The 22,284-nt window shown below is 32.8% G+C and carries 20 protein-coding genes; 5 read left to right on the top strand and 15 right to left on the bottom strand.

The window, feature by feature from the left end; translation table 11 throughout:
• Window positions 1-45: 45 nt before the first annotated feature.
• Window positions 46-186 (bottom strand): hypothetical protein, encoded by a 141-nt coding sequence (locus ACY3JJ_RS01205; RefSeq protein WP_463091991.1) that lies wholly within the window; start codon window positions 184-186, stop codon window positions 46-48.
• A 181-nt stretch (window positions 187-367) separates the two neighbouring features.
• Between ACY3JJ_RS01205 and ACY3JJ_RS01200 the strand changes: the two genes are divergently transcribed.
• Genes ACY3JJ_RS01200 through nagA form a run of 3 tightly spaced genes read left to right on the top strand, consistent with a single transcriptional unit; the run spans window position 368 to window position 3,923 of the window.
• Window positions 368-2,014, top strand: a complete 1,647-nt coding sequence (locus ACY3JJ_RS01200; protein ID WP_463091990.1) for a hypothetical protein — start codon at window positions 368-370, stop codon at window positions 2,012-2,014.
• A 33-nt stretch (window positions 2,015-2,047) separates the two neighbouring features.
• Window positions 2,048-2,770 (top strand): sugar isomerase domain-containing protein, encoded by a 723-nt coding sequence (locus ACY3JJ_RS01195; RefSeq protein ID WP_463091989.1) that lies wholly within the window; start codon window positions 2,048-2,050, stop codon window positions 2,768-2,770.
• A 1-nt stretch (window position 2,771) separates the two neighbouring features.
• The gene (gene nagA, locus ACY3JJ_RS01190) at window positions 2,772-3,923 is read left to right on the top strand and encodes an N-acetylglucosamine-6-phosphate deacetylase (RefSeq protein WP_463091988.1); all 1,152 of its coding nucleotides are present in this window, start codon (window positions 2,772-2,774) and stop codon (window positions 3,921-3,923) included.
• On the opposite strand, the gene ACY3JJ_RS01185 is transcribed toward nagA, so the two are convergent.
• The 9 genes from ACY3JJ_RS01185 to ACY3JJ_RS01145 all read right to left on the bottom strand — a co-directional run bounded on the left by ACY3JJ_RS01185 (window position 3,920) and on the right by ACY3JJ_RS01145 (window position 15,786).
• Complete coding sequence (locus tag ACY3JJ_RS01185) at window positions 3,920-5,626, bottom strand: beta-N-acetylhexosaminidase (RefSeq protein ID WP_463091987.1); 1,707 nt, start codon at window positions 5,624-5,626, stop codon at window positions 3,920-3,922. The genes nagA and ACY3JJ_RS01185 overlap by 4 nt on opposite strands.
• A gap of 13 nt (window positions 5,627-5,639) precedes the next feature.
• Window positions 5,640-6,044: a hypothetical protein gene (locus ACY3JJ_RS01180; protein WP_463091986.1), complete on the bottom strand. Its 405-nt coding sequence runs from the start codon at window positions 6,042-6,044 to the stop codon at window positions 5,640-5,642.
• 31 nt (window positions 6,045-6,075) lie between these two features.
• A complete protein-coding gene (locus tag ACY3JJ_RS01175; protein ID WP_463091985.1) occupies window positions 6,076-8,325 on the bottom strand; it encodes a glycoside hydrolase family 3 C-terminal domain-containing protein in 2,250 nt (749 codons plus the stop codon).
• Between the two features lie 149 nt (window positions 8,326-8,474).
• The gene (locus ACY3JJ_RS01170; protein WP_463091984.1) at window positions 8,475-9,299 is read right to left on the bottom strand and encodes an ABC transporter ATP-binding protein; all 825 of its coding nucleotides are present in this window, start codon (window positions 9,297-9,299) and stop codon (window positions 8,475-8,477) included.
• Window positions 9,300-9,310: 11 nt separating this feature from the next.
• Window positions 9,311-10,306 (bottom strand): ABC transporter ATP-binding protein, encoded by a 996-nt coding sequence (locus ACY3JJ_RS01165; RefSeq protein WP_463091983.1) that lies wholly within the window; start codon window positions 10,304-10,306, stop codon window positions 9,311-9,313.
• A 5-nt stretch (window positions 10,307-10,311) separates the two neighbouring features.
• Window positions 10,312-11,154, bottom strand: a complete 843-nt coding sequence (locus ACY3JJ_RS01160; RefSeq protein ID WP_463091982.1) for an ABC transporter permease — start codon at window positions 11,152-11,154, stop codon at window positions 10,312-10,314.
• Window position 11,155: 1 nt separating this feature from the next.
• The gene (locus tag ACY3JJ_RS01155) at window positions 11,156-12,187 is read right to left on the bottom strand and encodes an ABC transporter permease (protein WP_463091981.1); all 1,032 of its coding nucleotides are present in this window, start codon (window positions 12,185-12,187) and stop codon (window positions 11,156-11,158) included.
• 147 nt (window positions 12,188-12,334) lie between these two features.
• Complete coding sequence (locus ACY3JJ_RS01150) at window positions 12,335-14,164, bottom strand: ABC transporter substrate-binding protein (RefSeq protein WP_463091980.1); 1,830 nt, start codon at window positions 14,162-14,164, stop codon at window positions 12,335-12,337.
• Window positions 14,165-14,325: 161 nt separating this feature from the next.
• Complete coding sequence (locus tag ACY3JJ_RS01145; RefSeq protein ID WP_463091979.1) at window positions 14,326-15,786, bottom strand: hypothetical protein; 1,461 nt, start codon at window positions 15,784-15,786, stop codon at window positions 14,326-14,328.
• Between the two features lie 126 nt (window positions 15,787-15,912).
• On the opposite strand from ACY3JJ_RS01145, the gene ACY3JJ_RS01140 reads away from it, so the two are divergent.
• Window positions 15,913-17,067 (top strand): NADP-dependent isocitrate dehydrogenase, encoded by a 1,155-nt coding sequence (locus ACY3JJ_RS01140; protein WP_463092611.1) that lies wholly within the window; start codon window positions 15,913-15,915, stop codon window positions 17,065-17,067.
• Here the strand turns inward: ACY3JJ_RS01140 and ACY3JJ_RS01135 are convergent.
• The 5 genes from ACY3JJ_RS01135 to ACY3JJ_RS01115 are packed head-to-tail and all read right to left on the bottom strand — an operon-like array spanning window position 17,056 to window position 21,031.
• A complete protein-coding gene (locus ACY3JJ_RS01135; RefSeq protein ID WP_463091978.1) occupies window positions 17,056-17,697 on the bottom strand; it encodes an HAD family hydrolase in 642 nt (213 codons plus the stop codon). The genes ACY3JJ_RS01140 and ACY3JJ_RS01135 overlap by 12 nt on opposite strands.
• Window positions 17,698-17,700: 3 nt before the next feature.
• Window positions 17,701-19,098 (bottom strand): bifunctional diguanylate cyclase/phosphohydrolase, encoded by a 1,398-nt coding sequence (locus ACY3JJ_RS01130; RefSeq protein WP_463091977.1) that lies wholly within the window; start codon window positions 19,096-19,098, stop codon window positions 17,701-17,703.
• A 3-nt stretch (window positions 19,099-19,101) separates the two neighbouring features.
• Window positions 19,102-19,923, bottom strand: coding sequence for a ParB/RepB/Spo0J family partition protein (locus tag ACY3JJ_RS01125; RefSeq protein ID WP_463091976.1), 822 nt, complete (start codon window positions 19,921-19,923; stop codon window positions 19,102-19,104).
• Window positions 19,913-20,689 (bottom strand): ParA family protein, encoded by a 777-nt coding sequence (locus ACY3JJ_RS01120; protein ID WP_463091975.1) that lies wholly within the window; start codon window positions 20,687-20,689, stop codon window positions 19,913-19,915. Before ACY3JJ_RS01120 ends, ACY3JJ_RS01125 begins: the two co-directional genes overlap by 11 nt.
• A gap of 36 nt (window positions 20,690-20,725) precedes the next feature.
• Window positions 20,726-21,031, bottom strand: a complete 306-nt coding sequence (locus ACY3JJ_RS01115; RefSeq protein ID WP_463091974.1) for a ferritin family protein — start codon at window positions 21,029-21,031, stop codon at window positions 20,726-20,728.
• 217 nt (window positions 21,032-21,248) lie between these two features.
• On the opposite strand from ACY3JJ_RS01115, the gene pstS reads away from it, so the two are divergent.
• Complete coding sequence (gene pstS, locus ACY3JJ_RS01110) at window positions 21,249-22,274, top strand: phosphate ABC transporter substrate-binding protein PstS (protein ID WP_463091973.1); 1,026 nt, start codon at window positions 21,249-21,251, stop codon at window positions 22,272-22,274.
• Window positions 22,275-22,284: the final 10 nt, after the last annotated feature.

The following is a 22,284-nucleotide window of genomic DNA, read 5'->3' as shown; positions in this document are numbered from 1 at the left end:
CCCTTTTGAGGGTCCCCCTCCCCCCTTCCAGATAATTTTTTTAGCTTACTCGTTGGAAAGATTTACTACAACCTCTACAGGTGGCTTAGAGGTATAGGTTTGGTTTTCACCTGGTGCTGGGTCAGCAAAAACAATATTAAATAATGATATAATCATTATTATTAAAATGGTTATTATTTTCTTCATTAACATATCCTCCTTTAAGATAACTTCTATTTTAACAATATATCTTTTTATTTGACAATCAAATATACTATTAATAAAGATTAAGATATTATCTACATTTTGAGATCCATGTTTCTATACTTTTTCTTATTTTTGATATTGCTGTATCTAATATTACTTTTTGATATAATAAAACAAAAATATGTATAAAAAGGTACATACTATCTCTTATATTTTATTTAAATATGGTAATTTTTCCAAACCCTTTTTAAATCTTATGTTAGAGGAAAAATTGCCAAAGGAGTGGTATTATTATTTTGTTGCTCAGAGATATAAGTGGTCTCAGGATTATGAACTGGCTCTACAATATGTGGAAAAAGCCCTGAAACTTTCCAAAGATAATTTAACCCTATATTATATTTTGCTTTCGGATAAAGTTAATTTTCTTAGGTTTCTTAAAGACAAAAATGCTGAATTTATATTAGAGGATATTAGGAAAAATTTTTCTAAAATTCCCATTCTTGCCAGGAAGATAATTGCACCTATCCTATATGATTATTATCTAAAAAGGTCCTACGAGGGAAGATCTGCTAAGATACGTTTTTGGAGTAAGGAATATCTTAAAGATCCATCTACTTATGTTTTTATTCTTTGGAATAGGGCAAACATGGAAGTAATGGAGAATAATATAAGATCAGCAATAAGGCTATATTTTGAAGGAGCAAAAACTGCTTTAAAAATTCCCCATCCTACAGGAATTTTATCTAATCTTAATAATGCTTCTTGGTATCTTAAAGATATACATCCTTGCTTTTCTCTTAACATATCTAAAAAGGCTTGTTATTATTTAGGCTGTTTTAGGGAGGATATGGAGGGAAGGTTTTATATTCTTGATACTTTGTTTGAGATACAAAAGATTGTAAGAGATGAAGATATATGGGAGACAGCGGAAATAATTTGTCTTTTATATGATGATCTTCCAGAAAAGGGAGGATGGGGAACAAAGGAGCATTATAAGAGTTTATTTGAGTTTTGTAATACTAAGAGAATTAATTTTGATATCTCAAGTTATGAAAATACAAAAGAGCTTAGGGGGTATCTAATTAATATTGGAAAAGATAAAAAATTGTGTGAGCTATCAGATATTTTGGGTATAAGTAAGCCTAATCTATCGAAAATATTAAAAGGATGGACTTTTAAGATAAGGTCAGAGACTATAAGAAATATAATTGAAAGGATAAATTTAAAAGTTGATTATGTAAATGATCCATATCCTATAGTAAATGAGTATGTAAAGTTAAAGATAATTATGGAATTTCTACAAAACAAAGAGAAGTTAAAGAGGATTTCAAAGGAAAAAAGGAAGATACTTTTTATAGTTACATATATGAGTTTAATTAAAAGGGATAGATATAAAGTCAATATTAATTTAAAAGAACTTTTTCTGCTTTTTATAAATGATATAGATCTTTTTATTCAAAAGGCTGAAAAAAATATGTTTATCATGTGGTTAACAAACAAGATTATTGGAAAATCTCATCCTCTTATGGAAGGGAGAAAAGATATTGCAGTTAAATTTTTCAAGGTTTTGCCTATAAATAAAAGAGAAAAGTTTATAGATTACTATTTAAATCTTAATGAGAAAGATAGAATCTTAATTGATGAATTTATAAGGAATTATGTGAGGTATGATAGGAAATGGGGTGTTTCTTTTTCTAAGGATATATTGAAAAATTTTATTCAAGAATTTAGATTAAAACCTCTTCCTACATTACTTTCTGTCTATTCTTTGGATAAGAAAACAAAAAGAAAAAGATTAGTAAATATACTTGATAAAATGGTGTTATAATAAAGTATCCTCTTTTATAAAGAGGGTGTTAATATGAAATATATAGATGCTTTGTCATTACTACTTGAGGAAATAAAAAAGGAAAAAGAATCTATTGAAAAATCAGCTATGAGAACAGCGGAAGCTATAAAAGGTGGTGGCATAATACATATACTTGGTTTTGGGCATTATAATATTTTATCCTTAGAGTTTTTCTTTAGGGCAGGAGTTTTTGCATGTATTAATCCTATATGGGATTTTTCCACTTCCTATATGGATGGGATATTAAAAGGTAATTTTTTAGAAAGGATTGAAGGATATGGAAGGGTATTAATAAATAATCATAAATTGTCTTCTGAGGATATTCTGTATATTATATCCTATACTGGTAGAGATTTGATTGCTATTGATTCTGCATTGGAGGCAAAGAAAAGAGAAGTTTATACAATAGGTCTTATAAACAAGGAAAATTCTAATATCCCTTCTAAACATTCTTCCAAGAAAAGTTTAAAAGATATATGTGATCTTGTAATTTTTATACCAGGACCTTCTGACGATCTTCTTCTATCTTTAGAGAAAGATAAAAAGATAAAAACTTCACCAGTTTCTACTATTATTTCCTCTATCATTTTACATGAGATCTTTTATGAGACTGCTTGTATTTTAGAGAGAATGGATATTATTCCTCCTTTGTTTAGATGTAGTATTGATAGTAGGGAGAATGATATAAATCAGAAGCTTATTAAAATCTATAAAGATAAAATAAAGGAGTTTTAACATGAAAAAGAGAGTTTTTATTGGAGAGGTTATATTGAAGGATAGGATTTTACAAAAAGGAATGGTTGTGATTGAAGAGGATAAAATTTCTTATGTGGGAGAAAGAAAGGAAGTAGACAAAGATAGTGAGGTTTTTTATTTAGAAGATTTCTTTATATCACCAGGATTTATTGATATTCATATTCATGGATCTTATGGAAGAGATTTTCTTAATTCTTCTTTTAATGATATGGAGGAAATTTCTTATTTCCTTGCATCAAAAGGGGTAACTTCTTGTCTTCCTACTCTTGCTACCTCTTCTCTTCCTGAAATGAAAAAGGCAATTTATGAGATAGAAAAGTATATTTCATCTAATGTCATAAAAGGAACGAAATTTATAGGAATCCATTTAGAGGGACCTTTTTTAAATCCTGATTATAAAGGAGCTCAGAGAGAAGATGCTATTTTGAAACCAGATTTAAATAGTCTTAATGAACTTCTTTCTCCCCATGTAAAGCTTATTACATTAGCCCCTGAATTAGAAGGAGCTTTGGATCTTATTTCATATCTATCAAAAAAAAGAGTAATAATATCAGCTGGACATACATCTGCCCTTTCTCAAGATGTGGAGAGGGCTATAAGTTTGGGACTCTCTCATGTTACCCATCTTTTTAATGGTATGAGGCCTCTTCATCACCGTGAGCCTGGGATTATAGGGGTTGCATTAGTAGATGATAGATTGTCAGTGGAGATAATAGCTGATGGATATCATCTTTCAGATCATATACTTAAATTGGTAACCAAGATAAAACCAAGGGATAAAGTAGTTTTAATAACTGATGCAATTATGGCTGCTGGACTTTCCAATGGAGAATATAGTTTGGCAGGACAAAGGGTTTTAGTGAGGGATGGAAAGGCAACACTTGAATCAGGTTCCTTAGCTGGTAGCACTTTAACCATGAATAAAGCAATTAAAAATATGGTAGAAAAAGAAATTGTTAATTTGGTAGATGCTGTTTATATGGCTTCCCTTTCTCCCGCTAAGGTAATAGGTATAGATAAAAGAAAGGGAAGCCTTGAAGTATCAAAGGATGCAGATCTTGCCGTATTGGATGAATCTTTTAATGTAAAACTTACTATGGTAGAAGGTCATATTATTTACAATGCTCTTTAGTATATATTAAGATCTGCCCTACCTCCTGCCCCATATATTTTTATAATGACCTTTTCTAAGTTTGCTTTCTTCCTTTCAGAAAGCCAAAGATCTGTGTATTTCTTTCCAAAGGCTATATATTCGGAAAAACTTAGATTTCCATTAAGTCTATTGATGGCTATTTTTAGCATATTCTTCATAAGGGAAAGATCTTCTGGTAAAGCTATAGACTCCATTTTGTTTAATACATTGCTATATATCTTAAGGAGTTCTTCTTTATTGGATAAAAGTGAAGAAATGCCTAAATAGTAATCTGCCCAAAAATCTCCAGTATTTTTTAGCTCTGGTTTAAATTCTGTGTTATATCTATATAATGTATCTCCAAGAAATACATGTTTTATAGTTTCTGCTACTGAATTTTGTCCTAATAATTTTCTTATTTCTATTAATTCATCTTTTTCTTTAAATAATGCCTTATATTTTTCTTCCCAATTTTCCTTTCCTTCCGCAATCTCCATAGTAGCAAGTATTAAAGGATCTAAATATGAATATAGGCACTCTGCACCATCATCTCCCCATGCTGTAAGAAGAAATCCTGGAAGGTTTTCTTTTTTGGCTTGTCTTAAGAAATTTGTAATATTAGTTAAAGCAATATCAAAATTTGGATAAAACCTTCCCCAGTTGGAAACCCCAGGAGAGGCTATTTCTTTTTCCTTTCTCTTGCCGAACATATTTATCTTCTTCTCAAAATGTTCTTCAGAGAGATGGGTATAATCCCAATTAGCAATAACTGTTTCATCCCATATATTACTTTCAAGAACTATCTTCCATCTTTCCTTTTCTTCCTCTCTCAAATACATTCCCGTGAGCATGTCTCCCCAAACCATTGGTATCTTTCCACTTTCCTTTACTTGATAGATTAGATTCTTATGATGCATCTCAAAAAGTTCAGGTCCTTGAAATATACCTGTTTTATCGAGACTTCTTCCTCTTCCAAGAGCCCATGTTTCATCTCCACCAATATGGATATATTGGGATGGGAAGAATTCTATTACTTCGGAAAGAAGTTTATAGGTAAAATTTCTGGCTTCTTCGTTTGAAACATCTAAACATCCTTCTTCAGGTCTATGCCATTCACTATATTTCATAAATTCAGGTAGAATAAGAATATTTTCCATATGTCCACAAAGCTCTAAGGATGGAAAAACTTCTATTCCTAAGTTCTTACTATAGTCTATAATTTCCCTCAATTCTTCTTCAGCAAGTCTTCCCCTTAGAGCTCCTATTTGGGGAAAGCTTTTCCAAGGGAAAAGATCTTCAAAGTATATGGCAAAGAAATTGTATTTTAATAAATATAGTAGTCTTAAAATTCTTTTGAATTCCTTAAGTAAAGGTACGCCGCCTCTCGCTATATCAAGATGATAACCTCGGAATTTAAATTTAAAATCTTCTTCCACATATATTTCTGGTAATTGATTTTTGTTTTGTAGTATTAACTGGATCAAAGTGGCAAAGCATATGTTTGTATCTCCCCATATTTCCACTTCTTTATCTTTAATGTTGATGCCTGTTCCATTTTTTTCTATTTTTTTAATCTTCCAACTTCCTTTTGGTATTTGAAATTCCTTAGAAAGAAATTCAGGAAAATTTTCAAATCCATCAAACTCAAACCATCTTTCTTTAAACTCTAATTTTTTGGGCTCTGGTACTATATGAATAATCATATTAAAATCCCCCTCAATGCTTTTTGTATTCTTTTACTTTCTCAATTAAGTTGTTAGCAAATTCTACATAAGGTTTAATATCTTTTTGATTTATAGATATTCCTATCTGTAAGTTTTTTCCATGAACAATAAGAAAAGTGGGTCTCCATAGTAAGTAAATTAATAGAGATATAAAAGAAAGGAAATAGAGTCTTCCTGCCAAAAAGGCAAGAAAGAGAAAAGAAAAGATTTTATCCCCTTTTTGAGTGATCTCAATTCCTTCTATTTCAGATAATAATAGATAGGTGTATCTTTCTTCAAAAAATACTTTCCTTTTTTCTATAAGAAGATCGTCATTTATATCTAAGACGCTCTCTCCTATAAGAAGATCTGAAGGAAGAGAGAGCCATATAGTGGCAGGTCTCCCTTTAATCTCCATGTTTTATCTCCCTTTTATTTTAATGTAAAATTTAAGAATTGAGTTCTTTTAGTAAATCATTTAACATTTCTTCTGTAAATTTACCACTACCAAAGTGTATTAATCCTCTCAAAGGCGTATATTTCATCATCTCTGCAAAATTCATTATACCCTCTTCAGTTGAGAATTGTGGAAATAGGCTTGCGAATTGTTTAAGTACATTTTGAAATTTTACGCTTGCCACAGGATCATCTAAGATATCACCAATGGTAGAATTAATATGATACTTTCTCTTAATTTGCTTTGTAGATTTCACAAATACTGTATCTTTGAGTACTATATCCCTGGATGATCTTCCTATTAGTATCTCAAATTCTCCTGTCTCTACATACCAGTCCTTTATCTCTACGTTATAGTAAGCAAAAGCTCTCTTATCAAGTTCAAAAGTGATTTCTTTTTCTTCCTTTGGCTCAAGCTCTACCTTTACAAATCCTTTTAATTCTTTATCTGGTCTTATTACACTACTTTTTACATCTCTTACATAAAGCTGTACTATCTCTTTACCTTTCATCTCTCCTGTATTCTTTACCTTTACCCTTACCCTTAATATTTCTTCATCAGTCATCTCTTTCTTGTCTAAAATTAGATCTGAATATTCAAAGGTGGTATAAGAGAGGCCATGTCCAAAGGGAAAGAGTACTTCCATCTCCTTCTTGTCATAGTATCTGTATCCTACAAAGATCCCTTCTCTATACTCTACCTTGTCTCCTTCCCCTGGGAAAAAGAGATAGGATGGATTGTCACTTAATTTCTTTGGGAAGGTTTCAGGAAGCTTTCCTGATGGACTTACAACTCCAAAAAGTACATCTGCCACTGCTCCTCCCCAGGCTTGTCCTCCTCTGTAGGTCTCAAGTATTGCCTTTACCTTATCTACCCATGGCATCTCTACTGGTGCTCCATTGCTGAGTACCACTACTACATTTTTGTTTATCTTTGCTATCTCCTCTATTAATCTGTTGTGATTCTCGGGCATCTTCATGTTAGGCCTGTCAAATCCTTCTGATTCGTATCTTTCAGGAAGTCCTGCAAAGATTACTACTATATCTGATTTCTTTGCTACCTCTTTTGCTTCTTCTATAAGGTTCTCATCTACCTCATCAGTCTCTATTTTGTACCCATCTGCATAAAGTATCTCTGCTTTTTCTTCCAAAAGTTTCTTTATCTCTTCTACGGCATCATCTACCATGGTTGGGTTTACGTGGGCACTTCCTCCTCCTTGTATTTGAGGTTTTCTTGCAAAGGCTCCTATTAAACCTATCCTTCCTTCTTTCTTTAATGGTAAGATCTTTTCTTCGTTCTTAAGAAGAACAAAGCATTCTCTTGCTACTTCTCTTGCAAGCTTATGATGAGCTTCTTTGTCATATGTGGCATTTTCCTTTTTATTCTCTATAGCTTTGAGGACAATTTTTAGTATTCTTTCTACTGCTTTGTCCAAAATCTCTTCTTTTAGTTCTCCTTTCTTTACTGCTTCTATGATCTTTTTGTCTCCCCAACCTCCATCATAAGGCATCTGTAAATCAAGTCCTGCTGATAGTCCTTTTACTCTGTCATTCACAGCTCCCCAGTCTGATACTACAAAGCCTTCAAATCCCCATTCTTCTCTCAATACCTTTGTTAAAAGAAATTCATTTTCAGAGGCATATACTCCATTTACTCGGTTGTAAGAGCACATTACTGTCCATGGTTTTGCCTCTTTTATTGCCTTCTCAAAACTGGCTAAGTAGATCTCTCTTAATGTTCTTTCATCTACTTCTGCACTTACTGTAAGTCTTCTATGTTCTTGGTTGTTAGCTGCAAAGTGTTTTATAGATGTTCCTACTCCTTCACTTTGTACTCCTTTTATGAAGTGTTTAGCCATCTCTGATGAGAGAAGAGGATCTTCAGAATAGTATTCAAAGTTTCTTCCACAAAGGGGAGATCTTTTTATATTTACTCCAGGTCCAAGTAGAATTTGTACATTTTCTGCCTGGCATTCTTCTCCAATAGCTTTTCCTACTCTCTCAATTAGGTCCCTATCCCAAGAGGCTGCAAGGCATGATGCTGGTGGAAAACAGGTGGCAGGTAGAGTCTTGCTGAACATGGTCTCTTCTTTTCTAAGTCCATGGGGACCATCAGACATTCTTATTGATGGTATGCCAAGTCTTTCAATGGGTTTTGTGTGCCAGAAATCAAGTCCAGAACATAAAGAGGCTTTTTCTTCAGGAGTCATCTGTGAGATAAGTTTTTTTATATCCCTCTCCATTTAATATACCTCCCTAACAAATTATATTGTATAAGTATATCATAAAAATTTCATAGTTATACTAATAAAAAATAATTAGTAGGTTATTTTATATAAGAGTGACTATTGTGAAGAATAAAAAAAATAAAAGGGGAGAGGCTTTCTCTCCCCTATGCTCTTTTTTCCAGTTCTCCAATATCTTCCCACTTCTTATATAGGGTTGGTATACTTCCAATTAGGTTCTTTGTATAATCGTGTTTTGGAGATGAAATTATTTCATCAGGTGTTCCTTCTTCTACTATTTCACCCTTATACATTATGAAGATTCTATTTGATATATAATAAGCAAGTCCCATGTCATGGGTAATAAATATAATAGAAGTTCCTGTTTCATCCCTTAATCTTTCAAAAAGTTTTATTATACCACCACGAGTTGATGCATCAATCATGGATACAGGTTCATCAGCTATAATTAATGATGGTCTTAAAATCCAGCATCTTGCAATCATTATTCTTTGTTTTTCTCCTCCTGAAAGCTGATGAGGATATTTTCCAAGAATGTTTTTGGGCTCTAAACCTACATGTACTAATGCTTCTTCGATTAGTTCCTTAGATCTTTCATTTTTGGGATCTATACCTATTAAATTTAAGGCTTGATGTAGTATTCTATCAATAGGATAAAATTGATTATAACTGGCAAAAGGGTCTTGGAATACTGCATGTACTTTTCTATAATAGTTTTTCTTGTCTTCTACTGTCTTTATATCTTTCCAAACATTTATACCATCTACAATAATATCTCCAGAGGTTGGTTTTTCAAGCCTTAGTATCATCTTTGCAGTAGTAGTTTTTCCAGAGCCGCTTTCTCCTACAAGAGATACTATCTCTCCTTTTTCTACTGTAAAATTGATACCTTTTACTGCATGTATATGTCTTCTTACAAAAAGACCCACTTCATATATTTTATTTAAATTTTTAACTTCTAAAATTGCCATTTTTTCTCACCTCATTTATTAAATAGAAAACATGCTACTTCTCTATTTGTATCTATCCTTATAAGAGGAGGCTCCTCTTTTTCACATATTGGCATTTTATTAGGACATCTGGTATTGAATCTGCAACCCATAGGTGGATTAGCAAGATCTGGGGGGGTACCTGGAATGAAAGATATACCGCGTTTCTTTACTTCTGGCTCTGGGGTTACAACTGACATAAGTAGACCCTTTGTGTAAGGATGTAGAGGTTCTTTTACTATGTCATCAGTAGGGCTATTTTCAACAATTTTTCCTGCATACATAACCACCATTCTTGTGGCAATCTGTCTTACAGTAGCAATATCATGGGTTATAAATACTATAGACTCTACGATTTCTCTTACTCTTAATTGTTCAAGGGTTTTCAATACTAATTTTTGATTTGCCACATCAAGGGCAGATGTAGGCTCATCACATATAAGAAGTCTTGGGTTTAAAAGGGTTGCAATTGCTATTACAGCTCTTTGCCTCATACCACCAGAAAGTTCAAAAGGATATCTATATATATCATTGGGGCTTATTCCCACATCTGTAAATCTTTGTTTAGCTCTTTCAACGATTTCTTCCTCATTTAAGGCTCTTTCAAAATGATCTTTTACCAAGTCAGAGATGAAATCTCTTATTTTTTTTGTTGGCATAAGGGCATTCATTGCTGCTTGAGGAATAATTGATGTTTCTCTTCCCCATATGATTTTTTGTAGTTCTTGTCTTGGCATATTATTTAACTCAAGAAAGTTTGCTCCCACATTTAATGTTACTTTTCCGTCAATAAAAGTTAATGGTTTTTTGATATTCATTATCATAACGTTTGATAGAGTAGATTTTCCAGAACCACTTTCACCTACGATTCCTACTGTTTCTCCTTTATAAACATTTAATGTTACTCCATCTACTGCCTTTACATAATATTCTCCTCTCGCATAGTATGCTTTTACATTATCTAAGCTTATTATTAATGTTCCTTTCATTTCTATCACCTCTCTCTTAGCTTTGGATTAAATACTTCATCCATTGCTGTGGTTATTATTAGAAGAGAGGAAGTAAGAAGAACTATGACAACACCAGGAGGGATAAACCACCACCATAATCCCCTTCTTACTGCTTCCATAAGTACTGCCCATTGTAGTACAACACCAAGGGTTACTCCCTTTGTTGGTCCTAAGCCAATTAAACTTAATCCTGCTTCACCTAAAATACCACCATTAATAAAGAGTATAAAAGCCATAAAGGTATAGGTAGCTATTGCAGGAATTAGGTCTTCAATTGCAAGTCTGAAGTCGCTATATCCAGCAAGTCTTGAAAGATATACATATTCTCTATTTATCAAACTCATAAGTTGAGCTCTAATTGCTCTTGCAAACCATGGCCATGTAAGAACTCCTAAGATTACTGCTATGACTTCTAAGCTTCTAATTCTTAGGTAACTTGCAATTAATATGGCAAGAAGAATGCTTGGTATGGTTAGTACAATATTTGTAAAGGACATTAAAAGCTCATCTACTATTCCACCTTTCATTGCTGAGAAGATTCCTATTAATAAACCTATGATCATTGAGATAATAGCAACTAAGAATCCGATATAGAGTGAAGATCTAGTACCATTTAGAAGTTTAGCTAATAGGTCTCCCCCATAAGTATCTGTTCCTAAGGGATAATCTTTACTTGGTGGTTGTTCTGGCATTCCTGCAAAGGAAGTGGGATCTTTGGGATAGACCACTGGTCCTATTAAAGCCATAAGAACTATTAATAGGAATATGGTCAATCCAACAATAAATTTGGGATTTTTAAATAAAGGTCTTATCATTTGTTTCCACATTTTAGCTTCCCTCTCCTTGTCCTAATCTTATTCTTGGATCTACAATGGCATAAACAAAATCAACAATAAAGTTGGCTAAATAAACAGCAACTATTAAGATTACAAATATAGACTGTATTAAGGGATAATCTAAGGTGCTCAATGCCCTAAATAGTATATATCCAGTACCGGGATAGTTGAAAATTAGCTCTGTAATTAAAGCACCGCCAAGGGCAGAACCTAAGTTTAAAGCAAGACCTGTTATTTGGGGTAAGAGTATATTTCTGAAAACGTATTTAAAAACTGTGGAATCTCTCATTCCTAAGTTTACAGCAAAAACGGTATAATCTGCATCAAGTTCATAAATAACAAGAAGTCTTGTACCAATGGCCCATCCCCCTATAGCTGCAATTACTATAGAGAGAAAAGGTAGTATATAGTGATGAAGAACATCTAATATAAATTTGATATTTAGACTTGGGATTATTCCTTGAGAATATCCTCCTTGGTTCGGAAATATATTTAGTTTTACTGCAAAAGTATAAATAAGTAACATACCTAACCAATAGTAAGGTATTTGGCTAATTACAAGAGAAGAATTTAGGACTATGTTATCTATCCATGTACCTCTCTTATTTCCGGCTACTGCTCCTAAGGTATTTCCAATTATCCAGGCTGTAAGGGTGGCTGGTATAAGTAAAAATAAAGTCCAAGGAATAAAAGGTGCTAATACATCAAGACATTTTTTAGGATAATAATGAATAGAGGTTCCAAGATTTCCTGTAAAAAGTCTTCCTATGAATCTTAAATATTGTATTATTATAGGTTTGTCTATATCAAATTCTTCCATAAGAGCTTTATGTACATTTGATACGGTTTCTGGATTGGCTGCACCCTGTACAGCTATACGTTGAAGAAGAGTGGCAAGGGGGTTTCCAGGGATTGCCCTTGGTAGTATGAAGATTATGGTTATGGCAACGAGATATGTTAGTACTAAGAAGAAAAGCCTTCTTCCTATATATTTTAAGAAAGGTTTTAAGGCTGATTTTGGCATTTATTTATAAGCCTCCTTTTATATTGTTGTGTTTACCTATTGCATTTTTTAACCAAAATATACCCCCCGGAATCTAATCCGGGGGGATATGATTCGTTATTAACCTTTAGGACCTTAGAGCATGATCCATTTTGCTTTCCTAAATTATTACTTGGCTTTTGCTAAGGCGTTAAGTATGTCGTTGGTTGGTATCAAGAGTCCACCTTTTGCTTTGAATTCTACCCATGCAGGGACTTTTGGTGTTTGACCTTTGGGTGCAATACCAAAGAGGACAGGAAGAGCATATCCACTCCATGGAGCAGCAGGGAACCACCATGGTTTTTCTGCATTAGGCCATCCTGTCCATACTGTTTCGTTGTATTCATACCAGTGAGCACCATAAAAGAGAGGTATAGCAGGAAGATCTCTGTAAATAATTCTTTGTATCTGGAAGAATAATGTTCTCCTAACCTTTGGATCAAGAGTTGCTGCAATCTTATCTAAGAGTTTTCCTACTTCTGGATTATTATATCTTTCAAAGTTACCATATTGATCCTGACCAAATGGCTTATAGAGAGCTGGATCAAGTACTAATCTGTAGACGTTCCATGGATGATCGAAGCCGGGGCCAGCAGACCATCCAAGTATGAAATCAAATGTTCCTTGTGTCCATCTTGTCCACCATACAGAGAAATCTGGGAATTCAGTCTTTACATCAAGTCCGATTGCTCTCATATTTGCTGCCATCATTTCACACATCATCATCCAGTCGGTCCAACCATTTGGAACTTGGATGGTGAAGGTACCCATTCTCTTTCCATCTGGGCTAATTCTTATTCCATCTTTTCCTTTCTTGTATCCTGCCTTATCAAGAATTTCATTTGCCTTCTTAAGATCAGTCTTAGGTTTTCCATCTGGAGAACCCCAGTAATATCTTGCATATGCATGATCAATGTATTCATGATATGCTTCAAAGTCATCTATTACCATTGATGGATGGGCTTGGTTACCGTAGCCAAAGTATGCTTTATCAAGCATTTCTTTGTATGGAATAGCGTAGGCAATAGCTTTCCTTACAGCAGGATCTTTAAGAAGTGGGTTGTAGTAGCTTATATAGAGTAAATCAAGTCCATCTGGCATGAAGTATGGTTTATCTTTGAACCATGTACCAATTGGGAGTTTCTTGGTTTTCCAGAGGGAGCTTACATCTGGTATAAATACTCCTGCCCAATCAGCATTTCCTTTCTCAAAGTCTAAGTTTGCAACTGCGTTATCTCTATAAATCACGTTGGCAATATATTTTGGTACAGGAAGTCCAAATACAGCTTTGCCCCACCAATCATCAATTCTTCCGTATACAACGATGTTAGGATCGGTGTAGAAGAGTTTATATGGTCCAGATACTACTTGTTTTGCTGGATCATCGTTTTGGAAGTCTTTTACAGCTTGAACGCCTTTCTTTAAAAGTGGTTCATATACGTGTTTAGGAACGATTCTTGTTGTTAATGCATAACCTAAAAAAGATGCATAATTTTGAGCATCTGGTCTCATTACAAATTCTACAGTTTTATTATCTATTGCTTTTACAGATTTAATGTAATCCCACCAACCATTACCAGGACCAAATCCTACTTCCTTTGTACAATTGAATGTAAATTCCACGTCTTGAGCAGTAATTGGTGTACCATCACTCCATTTTGCAATATCTCTAATCTTTACTCTTAATGTGGTTTTATTTACTGCTGTGAATGACTCAGCAATAACTGGTAACCATCCGTCTTTCATGTTGCTGTAGATAAAGAGTGGTAAGTACATGAAATGTTCTGTTCCATAGGTTGCTGAGGGTGCATATAAGCTATAAGTAGTTGCTGACCAAAGAGCTCCAACTGTATAAAGAGTCTCATTACGTGGTAAAGAAACTTGACCTAAGGTAGAAGGTACAAACAAGAGTGTTAAAAGTAAAACTGTTAAAAGTACCCCTAAAACCTTACCCCTCATCTTTACACCTCCTATATTTGGGGTAAATTATATCTTGAACCATGCTCTAAGGTCCCTTTGTGTTTAAAATAATATCATATAGAAACAATCTTGTAAAGGGGGTAATTTCATTTTGAAATTATTAAAAAATTTTAACAAAAATTGTAAGAAAAATACTAAAGTTAGAGTTGGGGTACTTCTATGAAATTTATTTTATTTTCTGAAATATACTTTATAAGGAAATAAAAAGGATTTTTAGGAATAATACCATTTATATCCTTCCAAAATATAAATATATTAGTACCATGATTAGGTACATTGAAAAAGGCTAAACAAGGTCTTCTATCCTTATTTTCCCATATTTCTACTGCTTTATTAATGGCATATCTGCTCATTTCTTGCATAAGATCTACTCCACATCCAACTGGTGGATAATTTTCTATATCTACTGGTACTTCTATGAATTCATCATTAAAAGAATGAATTTTATATCCTCTATGAAGATGAACAATTCCTCTTATAGGAGGCATGTATTTCCCTTTTTCATCATATGAATAACCATTTTCTACCTTTTTAATTTTTATCTTTTTATCATGTTCCCATAATGGTATAACAAATTCTTCTGCTTCTACAGAGGGTCCTAAAGTTTCTTCGCCTTCCTTTTTTATTACTCCAATTCTTCTTTCTTCTATAGGTATGACAAAAGCTATGTCCTTAGAGGTAAGATTACTCTTTATAGTGCCATATTTTCCTGAACATGTTACTGCAAAAACACCATTATATATATCAGGCTCATAAGCCATGAAAGCTCCCTCAGATTGCCTTGAGTAGTTAACTAATCTGGTAATGAATTTATATAATTTTTCGTCTTTTATTAGATTTTTTATCTCCACGGGAGAAGAAAGTAAGCCTTTTTCTCCTAAGAATTTGCCCAGTTCAATCACACTATTTAAAACTATTGATTTTTGCCATACTTCTTTTGGAATTTCTATATTTTCTATTTCTTTCCAACCACCCACCTCTTTACATGAACCAAAAACCATAAGTCTTTTGGCAATTTCATTTAAAGAAAGGGATGGATGTCCTCCTTCTAAGGTTCCTAAGATAATTTTGTTATCTTTTATTTTATTTTCTTTTATCGGAACTATTATATTTTTAAAGGCTCCTAATTTTGCCATAAGGAATCTTATAAAAAGCACCTTTGTGGAGGATTTAATATGATGAATGTCTATATTATCTTCCATGAATATCATATTTATAAAATTGGGATGAAGCTCTGGATAAATTTGTAGTTTTTCACAAATTTTTTTACCAATTTTTACAGCTAAGGGTTCTACCTCTGGGAGTTCCTCTCTTAAGAGGTTTATATCCTCTGTATTATTTTTGAGTACATTTTCTACTTTTTCATTTAGGCTAAGATAGACTGGATTAATTATTACTGCATAAGAGGAATTTATTGGTTGATGATATTTATCTTTATCCCAAATAATAACCTCGCAATTTGCTTTTTTAAATTCCTTTTCCAAAATTCTGTAAATATAATTTTTTTGATTTTCTATCTCTATTTTCTTCTCAGGTGTTAAGGGTGAGATAGATGTGATTTCATATATAAGAATAAGATAGGGTTTTTTAAACCACCACATGTACTTGCTCCCTTTCCCTTTCCTCTTGTATTATTTATATTATTATAATCCAAGATATTATTTTTAAGGAGGAATGATAAAGTGATAAAAGTAAAAAATCCAATTGTAGAACTTGATGGAGATGAAATGGCAAGAGTTATGTGGAAATGGATAAAAGAAGAGCTTATATTTCCTTATCTTGATATACCTATAATCTATTTTGATTTAGGAATTGAAAATCGAGATAGGACAGATGATATGGTAACTTTGGAATCTGCTAAGGCTATAAAAGAATATAAGGTAGGGGTAAAGTGCGCCACTATCACTCCCGATGATGAAAGAGTAAAAGAATATAATCTAAAAAGAGCTTGGAAAAGTCCAAATGCTACAATAAGAGCATATTTAGATGGTACTGTTTTTAGGAAACCTATTATTGTAAAAAATATTCCTCCTTTTGTTAAAACCTGGAAAAAGCCTGTTATTATTGGAAGACATGCATATGGAGATATCTATAATGCCTTTGAATACAAAGTGGAAGGTAATGTTTCTTTGGAAGTAAGTTTAAAAAATTCTGAGAACAAAAATTTCTCGGTTTATAATTTTGATGGTAAAGGAGTATTTATGGTTATGCATAATACAGAGAAGTCTATAAGAAGTTTTGCGAAATCGTGTATAAACTATGCTTTAAGCGAAAAAGTCGATTTATGGTTTTCAGCAAAAGATACTATATCAAAAATTTATCATGGGTTTTTTAAGGAAATATTTAGAGATGAGGTAGAAAAAAGAAAGAAAGAATTTGAAGATAGTGGTATAAGTTATAGATATTTTCTTATTGATGATGCAGTAGCCCAGTTAATAAAAAGTGAAGGTGGAATTTTGTGGGCTTGTATGAACTATGAGGGTGACGTAATGTCTGATATGATTGCTGCAGGGTTTGGAAGTCTTGGATTAATGACATCAGTTTTAGTATCTCCATCTGGAGAATATGAGTATGAGGCTGCTCATGGAACTGTAAGGAGACATTATTACGAGTATTTGAAGGGTAACAAGACATCTACTAATCCTACTGCTTCTATTTTTGCTTGGACCGGAGGTATAAGAAAAAGAGGAGAATTAGATGGAGATAATGATGTTATAGAATTTGCCGATAAGCTTGAAAAGGCAGTAATTATGACTATTGAAAGTGGAATAATGACAAAGGATCTTCAACCTCTTGCAGTACCACCTATCGAAAAATATGTGGATACTGAAACTTTTATAAAGAGTATTAAGGAGAATTTAGAGAGACTGTTAGCAAAGTAAATCCTTAAAAAAATATAAAATGTCATTTAAATCTTTAAAAATGAAATTAGGAGATGCCTCTTCTAATCTTTCTGGGTATACAAAGGAAGAATAAACTCCAATAGTTATTACTTTTAGTCTTTTTCCCATTAAAATGTCTTGAGGGGTATCTCCTATATATATAATCTCATAGGGAGATAATTTCATCTTTAGTAAAATCTTCTTTAAAGGCATAGGATCTGGTTTGGGTTTTTCTGAATCTTCCCAAAGAATCCATTCGTCTATAAATCTTTCAGGATGTAAATAGGGAGTTTCCGATTCAATATCTTTTCTTGTACTTGCAGTGACTACCCCCAATTTAAGGCCAAAATCTTTTAAGAAATAGAGTACTTCTTCCGCTTTCTCTCTCCACTTAACTAGAGAATAGTCAAAATATTTTTTCCAAAGCTCATCTACTTTTTCCCAATATTCTTTTGGTAAACCATGATTTTCATATATTTCATACCAATTAGGGGAAAAACTTTTTTTATATTCTTCTTCTTTTACCTCTATACCAAAAAGAGAAAAGATCTTTTTAATGGTTACAATACATGCTTCATAGGAATCTACTAATGTTCCGTCCCAGTCCCAAATTATCCCTTTAAGTTCCATAGTCTATATGATTGTTAAAAATACTTCAACTAAATTAGGATCAAATTGTGACCCTGCACATTTTTTAAGCTCTTCTATTGCTTCTTCTTTTGTTTTTGCTTTCTTATATGGTCTTCCTGAGGTCATTGCTTCATAGGCATCAATTATTGAAAAGATTCTTGATACAAGAGGAATTTCTTCTCTTTTTAATCCCCTTGGATATCCTTTACCATTCCACCACTCATGATGGGTAAGAATGTAGTCTGCAATTTTTGTTAATTCATATGATGCCTCTGCTATTCTGTATCCTACCTCAGGATGGGTTTTTATCTTTTTAAATTCTTCATTAGAAAGATAGGTATTCTTTTTTAAAATTTCAGAGGGTATAGTAATTTCTCCTATATCATGAAAATAGGAAAGAAGTATTAAATCTTCTCTCTCTATATCAGAAAGATAAAGTATATCAGACATTCTTATAACAAGTTCCTTTATTCTTTCCTCATGCACCTTGCTTTCGTAAGAATTTAACCAAAGTAATTCCTTTAAGGTTTGAAGCACTGTATCTCTAAATCCTTTTCCTTCTACTAATTTATTTCTATACATTCTATCTTCGGCTATTTTTATTATTTCATCTATTTTTTCATTCTCTGTTTCCTTTGTGGCATATCCTAAAGCAATACTTAATGGTATAGGAGTTTGATTAGTGTTTTTATTATGTTTTTCACAGTTTTGCTTTATTCTATCGCAGATTTTCTCTGCTATTTCTTTTGGTGTCTTAGGAAAGATTATTACGAATTCATCTCCACCCCATCGAGCAATAATATCTTCTTTTCTACACGATTTTCTTAAAACTTCCGCGATACTTATTAAAAGTTCATCTCCCTTTTCGTGTCCAAAGGCATCATTTACTAATTTTAGACCGTTTAAATCTCCCATCACGATACTTATAGGAAGCTGTCTTTTTGTATCTAATCTTTTCAATTCTTCTTCAAAAAAGGATCTATTATAAAGACCTGTAAGTTTATCATGGAATGTTAAATATTGAATTTCTTTTTCCATTCTCTTTTTCTCTGTTATTTCTTGTACTATCTCTACAACACCTACTATATCTTGATTTTCTTCATTTATTACAGGATACCCTTTTATATACCAGTATCTTCCATCGGGGGTTACCACTTCTCCTTCATCGGGTTCTTTTTTCTCCATTGCTTTTATTACCGGACAGTTAATGCATGGTTCTTTTCTTTGATGCCATAATTCATAACAATATTTATTTATCATATCTTCTTTTTGAAGTTGTAGGGATTCTGCTGCCGAAGAATTGGCAAAAAGAATCTTTAAATTTTTATCCAAAAGAATTACAAACTCCTTTAATGTATCAAGTATTAAATTTTCAAGAATCTTTCCATTTAGTTTTTTCATAATTTAATCCAGAAATAATTTAATGATATTTTCTAACTCCTCCATACTTTTGTACTCTATAGTAATTTTACCCTTGTTGGAGGATTTAGGTTGTATTTTCACCTTAGTACCTAAATGCCTTTGCAGTTTTTCTTCTAGTGATCTTATTTCGGGAAGATCTATATTTTCCTTTACTTTTTTCTTTTTTACCAAATCTTCTGTTTCTCTTACTGAAAGCTTTTCTTTTATAACCTTTTGTGCAAGGAGTTTTTGAATGTAGGGGTCATCTACTCCAAGAAGTGTTCTTGCATGGCCATAGGTAAGATTTCCCCTTCTTACCTCTTCTTGGATTTCTGGGGGAAGCTGTAAAAGCCTAAGAAAGTTTGCTACTTCAGATCTACTAATTGATAATCTCTCTGCTAATTCTTCTTGGGTCACATTAAAGGTTTCTATATAGTATTGAAATGCTTTTGCTTTTTCAATAGGATTTAGATCTTCTCTTTGAAGATTTTCTGTAAGTGCTATGTCCCATGCTGTTTGGTCATCGATATCTTTTATGATTACAGGTATTTCTTTTAGACCTGCTACTTTTGCGGCATGGTATCTTCTTTCACCAGCTATGATTTCATATAAATCATTTTTTGGCCTTACAAGAATAGGTTGTAAAAGTCCCACATTTTTTATCGAATCTATTAGTTCTTGTAATGTCTCAGGGTTAAGGGTCTCTCTTGGTTGTTTTGGGTTTGGAATAATTTTATCTATGGGAACAAATTCTATTCCTTCCCTTTCATTTTCACCAAGAAGCGCTTCTAATCCTCTTCCTAAACCCTTCTTTTTAAGAGACACGTTCTACCACCTCTTTGGCAAATTCTTTATAGGCTTCTGCCCCTGTAGAATCGGGGGCGTATTCAAATATGGAAAGGGAATAACTTGGTGCTTCACTTAAACGGACATTCCTTGGTATAAGGGTCTTGAACACTTTGTCTTTAAAATAATTATAGGCTTCTTCTACTACCTGCTGAGCAAGGGTAGTTCTTGAGTACATGGTAAGTACTACACCTAATATGTCTAAATCTTGATTTAAATTTTTCTTGATTATATTTATAGTCTTCAAAAGTTGGGATATTCCTTCTAAAGCATAATACTCACATTGAAGGGGTATTAATACAAAATCTGAAGCAACTAATGCATTAACAGTAAGAAGGCCAAGAGAGGGGGGTGAATCTATAATAATAAAATCAAAATTATCGGAGATTTTTTTCAACAAATCTTTTAATTTTAATTCTCTAAATAACATTGAAACCAGTTCAACCTCTGCCCCTGCCAGATCTATGTTAGAAGGTATTAGAAATAGCTTTTCTCTTATAGGATTTTTTCCATCCCTTAAAGGATATATAACTTTTTCTATAGGTACCTCTCCTATAAGGGCTGAATAAAGATTTGGTTTTTTATTTTTTAATGGAGAGATTCCACTAGTAGCATTTCCCTGAGGATCTCCATCCACAATAAGTACTTTTTTACCCATTTCTCCTAATGCATATCCCAAATTTATAACTGTAGTAGTTTTACCTACTCCTCCCTTTTGGTTAGCAACAGATATGATCTTACCCATTCTATCCCCTCAAAAGTGTTTCACGTGAAACATTTTTTACTCTTTTTCCTCTTTTATCATCTCTTCCACTTCTTCTTCGCCTTTTTTGTAGAATTCTTCTTCCTCTTTATGTAATTCTTTCAAAAGTCTTAAGAATTCACCAGCATGAACTTTTTCTTCATTGGCTATATTATAAAGGACCTTTTTAGCAAGTGGATCATCAGTAGCCTCTGCAATTTCCTCGTATAATTGGATAGCTTCATACTCTGCAGCAATGAATAATCTTATAGCTCTGATAAGTTCTTCCTTTGTAATTTTTCTTTCTAAGCCTAATACTGAAAATGGTGTACCAAATTCTGGCATTTTGCACGCTCCTTTCTAAAAATTTTTATTTATTATAGCACAAATTATCTTTAACAATTACTTAACCTTTTTTTATACAAATTTAACTGAAGATTAAATGGACTTTAAATTATAAAAAATAGAATCTATAATGGAAATAATTGGAAAGGGAGGTGATAATAGTTAAAAAATTAGATTTCTTTTTAGGAATATTAATTCTTAAAAGGGAGGGAAATTCATGAGAAAGGTTCTCATTTTAGTGTTTTTACTTCTTCTTTCTTCTATATCCTTAGGTCAAAGTATTCTTATAAACGGTGCGGGAGCAACTTTTCCCTATCCTCTTTATTCTCGCTGGTTTTATGAGTTTGAGAAGGAAACAGGCATTAAGATAAATTATCAATCTGTTGGAAGTGGGGCAGGTATTCAGCAAGTAAAAGCAAGAACAGTAGATTTTGGGGCATCAGATGCACCTCTTCCTGGAAAAGATCAGGAAGAAAATGGTTTAATAATGATACCTACTGTTATAGGTGCTGTTGTAATGATCTATAATTTACCTAATATAAATAACTTAGTACTCACAAGAGATCTCATAGCAGATATTTATCTTGGAAAAGTAAAGAACTGGGATGATCCCAAAATAAGAGCAGTAAATAAAGATTTAAATCTTCCAAATATACCTATTATTGTAGCAAGAAGATCTGATGGTAGTGGTACAACTGCTATTTTTACCAACTTTCTTTCTGCTGTGAGTTCGGAGTGGAAGGAAAAAGTAGGAGCGGGTACATCTGTTAACTGGCCTGTAGGAATAGGTGGAAAAGGTAACGAAGGAGTGGCAGGAATTGTTAAAAATACTATAGGGGCTATTGGATATGTAGAGCTTGCTTATGCAAAGCAAAATAATCTTCCTTATGCCAAAATAAGAAATAAATTTGGTAATGTGGTAGATGCAACTTTTGAGACTATAAAGAGTTCAGCAGCTTTCTTTAAGGTACCAGATGATTTTGCAGTATATATAGTAGATGCTCCTGGAAGAAATAGTTATCCTATTGCAGGTTATACTTTCTTATTGATCCCTAAGGAACAGAAAGATTTAGAAAAAGGAAAAGCTCTTATAAAATTTGTTAGATGGGCATATGAAAAGGGAGACAAATATGCTGAAGAACTCTTATATGTACCTCTACCTGATAATGTGAAAAGATTGGCCCTCAAGAAATTGGACCTTTTAACCTATCAGGGCAAAAAGATAGTAGATCTTTTGAATTAAATATAAATAA

The organism is Dictyoglomus sp. DH (genome assembly GCF_055181375.1).
Note: the sequence above shows the minus strand (reverse complement) of the source record. Positions and strands in the feature narration are given on the sequence as shown.

Excerpts from the sequence above, each read along its gene's own strand:
- ACY3JJ_RS01205 (WP_463091991.1), bottom strand. The coding sequence starts at position 186 with ATGAAGAAAATAATAACCATTTTAATAATAATGATTATATCATTATTT.
- ACY3JJ_RS01200 (WP_463091990.1), top strand. The coding sequence starts at position 368 with ATGTATAAAAAGGTACATACTATCTCTTATATTTTATTTAAATATGGT.
- ACY3JJ_RS01195 (WP_463091989.1), top strand. The coding sequence starts at position 2,048 with ATGAAATATATAGATGCTTTGTCATTACTACTTGAGGAAATAAAAAAG.
- nagA (WP_463091988.1), top strand. The coding sequence starts at position 2,772 with ATGAAAAAGAGAGTTTTTATTGGAGAGGTTATATTGAAGGATAGGATT.
- ACY3JJ_RS01185 (WP_463091987.1), bottom strand. The coding sequence starts at position 5,626 with ATGATTATTCATATAGTACCAGAGCCCAAAAAATTAGAGTTTAAAGAA.
- ACY3JJ_RS01180 (WP_463091986.1), bottom strand. The coding sequence starts at position 6,044 with ATGGAGATTAAAGGGAGACCTGCCACTATATGGCTCTCTCTTCCTTCA.
- ACY3JJ_RS01175 (WP_463091985.1), bottom strand. The coding sequence starts at position 8,325 with ATGGAGAGGGATATAAAAAAACTTATCTCACAGATGACTCCTGAAGAA.
- ACY3JJ_RS01170 (WP_463091984.1), bottom strand. The coding sequence starts at position 9,299 with ATGGCAATTTTAGAAGTTAAAAATTTAAATAAAATATATGAAGTGGGT.
- ACY3JJ_RS01165 (WP_463091983.1), bottom strand. The coding sequence starts at position 10,306 with ATGAAAGGAACATTAATAATAAGCTTAGATAATGTAAAAGCATACTAT.
- ACY3JJ_RS01160 (WP_463091982.1), bottom strand. The coding sequence starts at position 11,154 with ATGTGGAAACAAATGATAAGACCTTTATTTAAAAATCCCAAATTTATT.
- ACY3JJ_RS01155 (WP_463091981.1), bottom strand. The coding sequence starts at position 12,187 with ATGCCAAAATCAGCCTTAAAACCTTTCTTAAAATATATAGGAAGAAGG.
- ACY3JJ_RS01150 (WP_463091980.1), bottom strand. The coding sequence starts at position 14,164 with ATGAGGGGTAAGGTTTTAGGGGTACTTTTAACAGTTTTACTTTTAACA.
- ACY3JJ_RS01145 (WP_463091979.1), bottom strand. The coding sequence starts at position 15,786 with ATGTGGTGGTTTAAAAAACCCTATCTTATTCTTATATATGAAATCACA.
- ACY3JJ_RS01140 (WP_463092611.1), top strand. The coding sequence starts at position 15,913 with ATGGCAAGAGTTATGTGGAAATGGATAAAAGAAGAGCTTATATTTCCT.
- ACY3JJ_RS01135 (WP_463091978.1), bottom strand. The coding sequence starts at position 17,697 with ATGGAACTTAAAGGGATAATTTGGGACTGGGACGGAACATTAGTAGAT.
- ACY3JJ_RS01130 (WP_463091977.1), bottom strand. The coding sequence starts at position 19,098 with ATGAAAAAACTAAATGGAAAGATTCTTGAAAATTTAATACTTGATACA.
- ACY3JJ_RS01120 (WP_463091975.1), bottom strand. The coding sequence starts at position 20,689 with ATGGGTAAGATCATATCTGTTGCTAACCAAAAGGGAGGAGTAGGTAAA.
- ACY3JJ_RS01115 (WP_463091974.1), bottom strand. The coding sequence starts at position 21,031 with ATGCCAGAATTTGGTACACCATTTTCAGTATTAGGCTTAGAAAGAAAA.
- pstS (WP_463091973.1), top strand. The coding sequence starts at position 21,249 with ATGAGAAAGGTTCTCATTTTAGTGTTTTTACTTCTTCTTTCTTCTATA.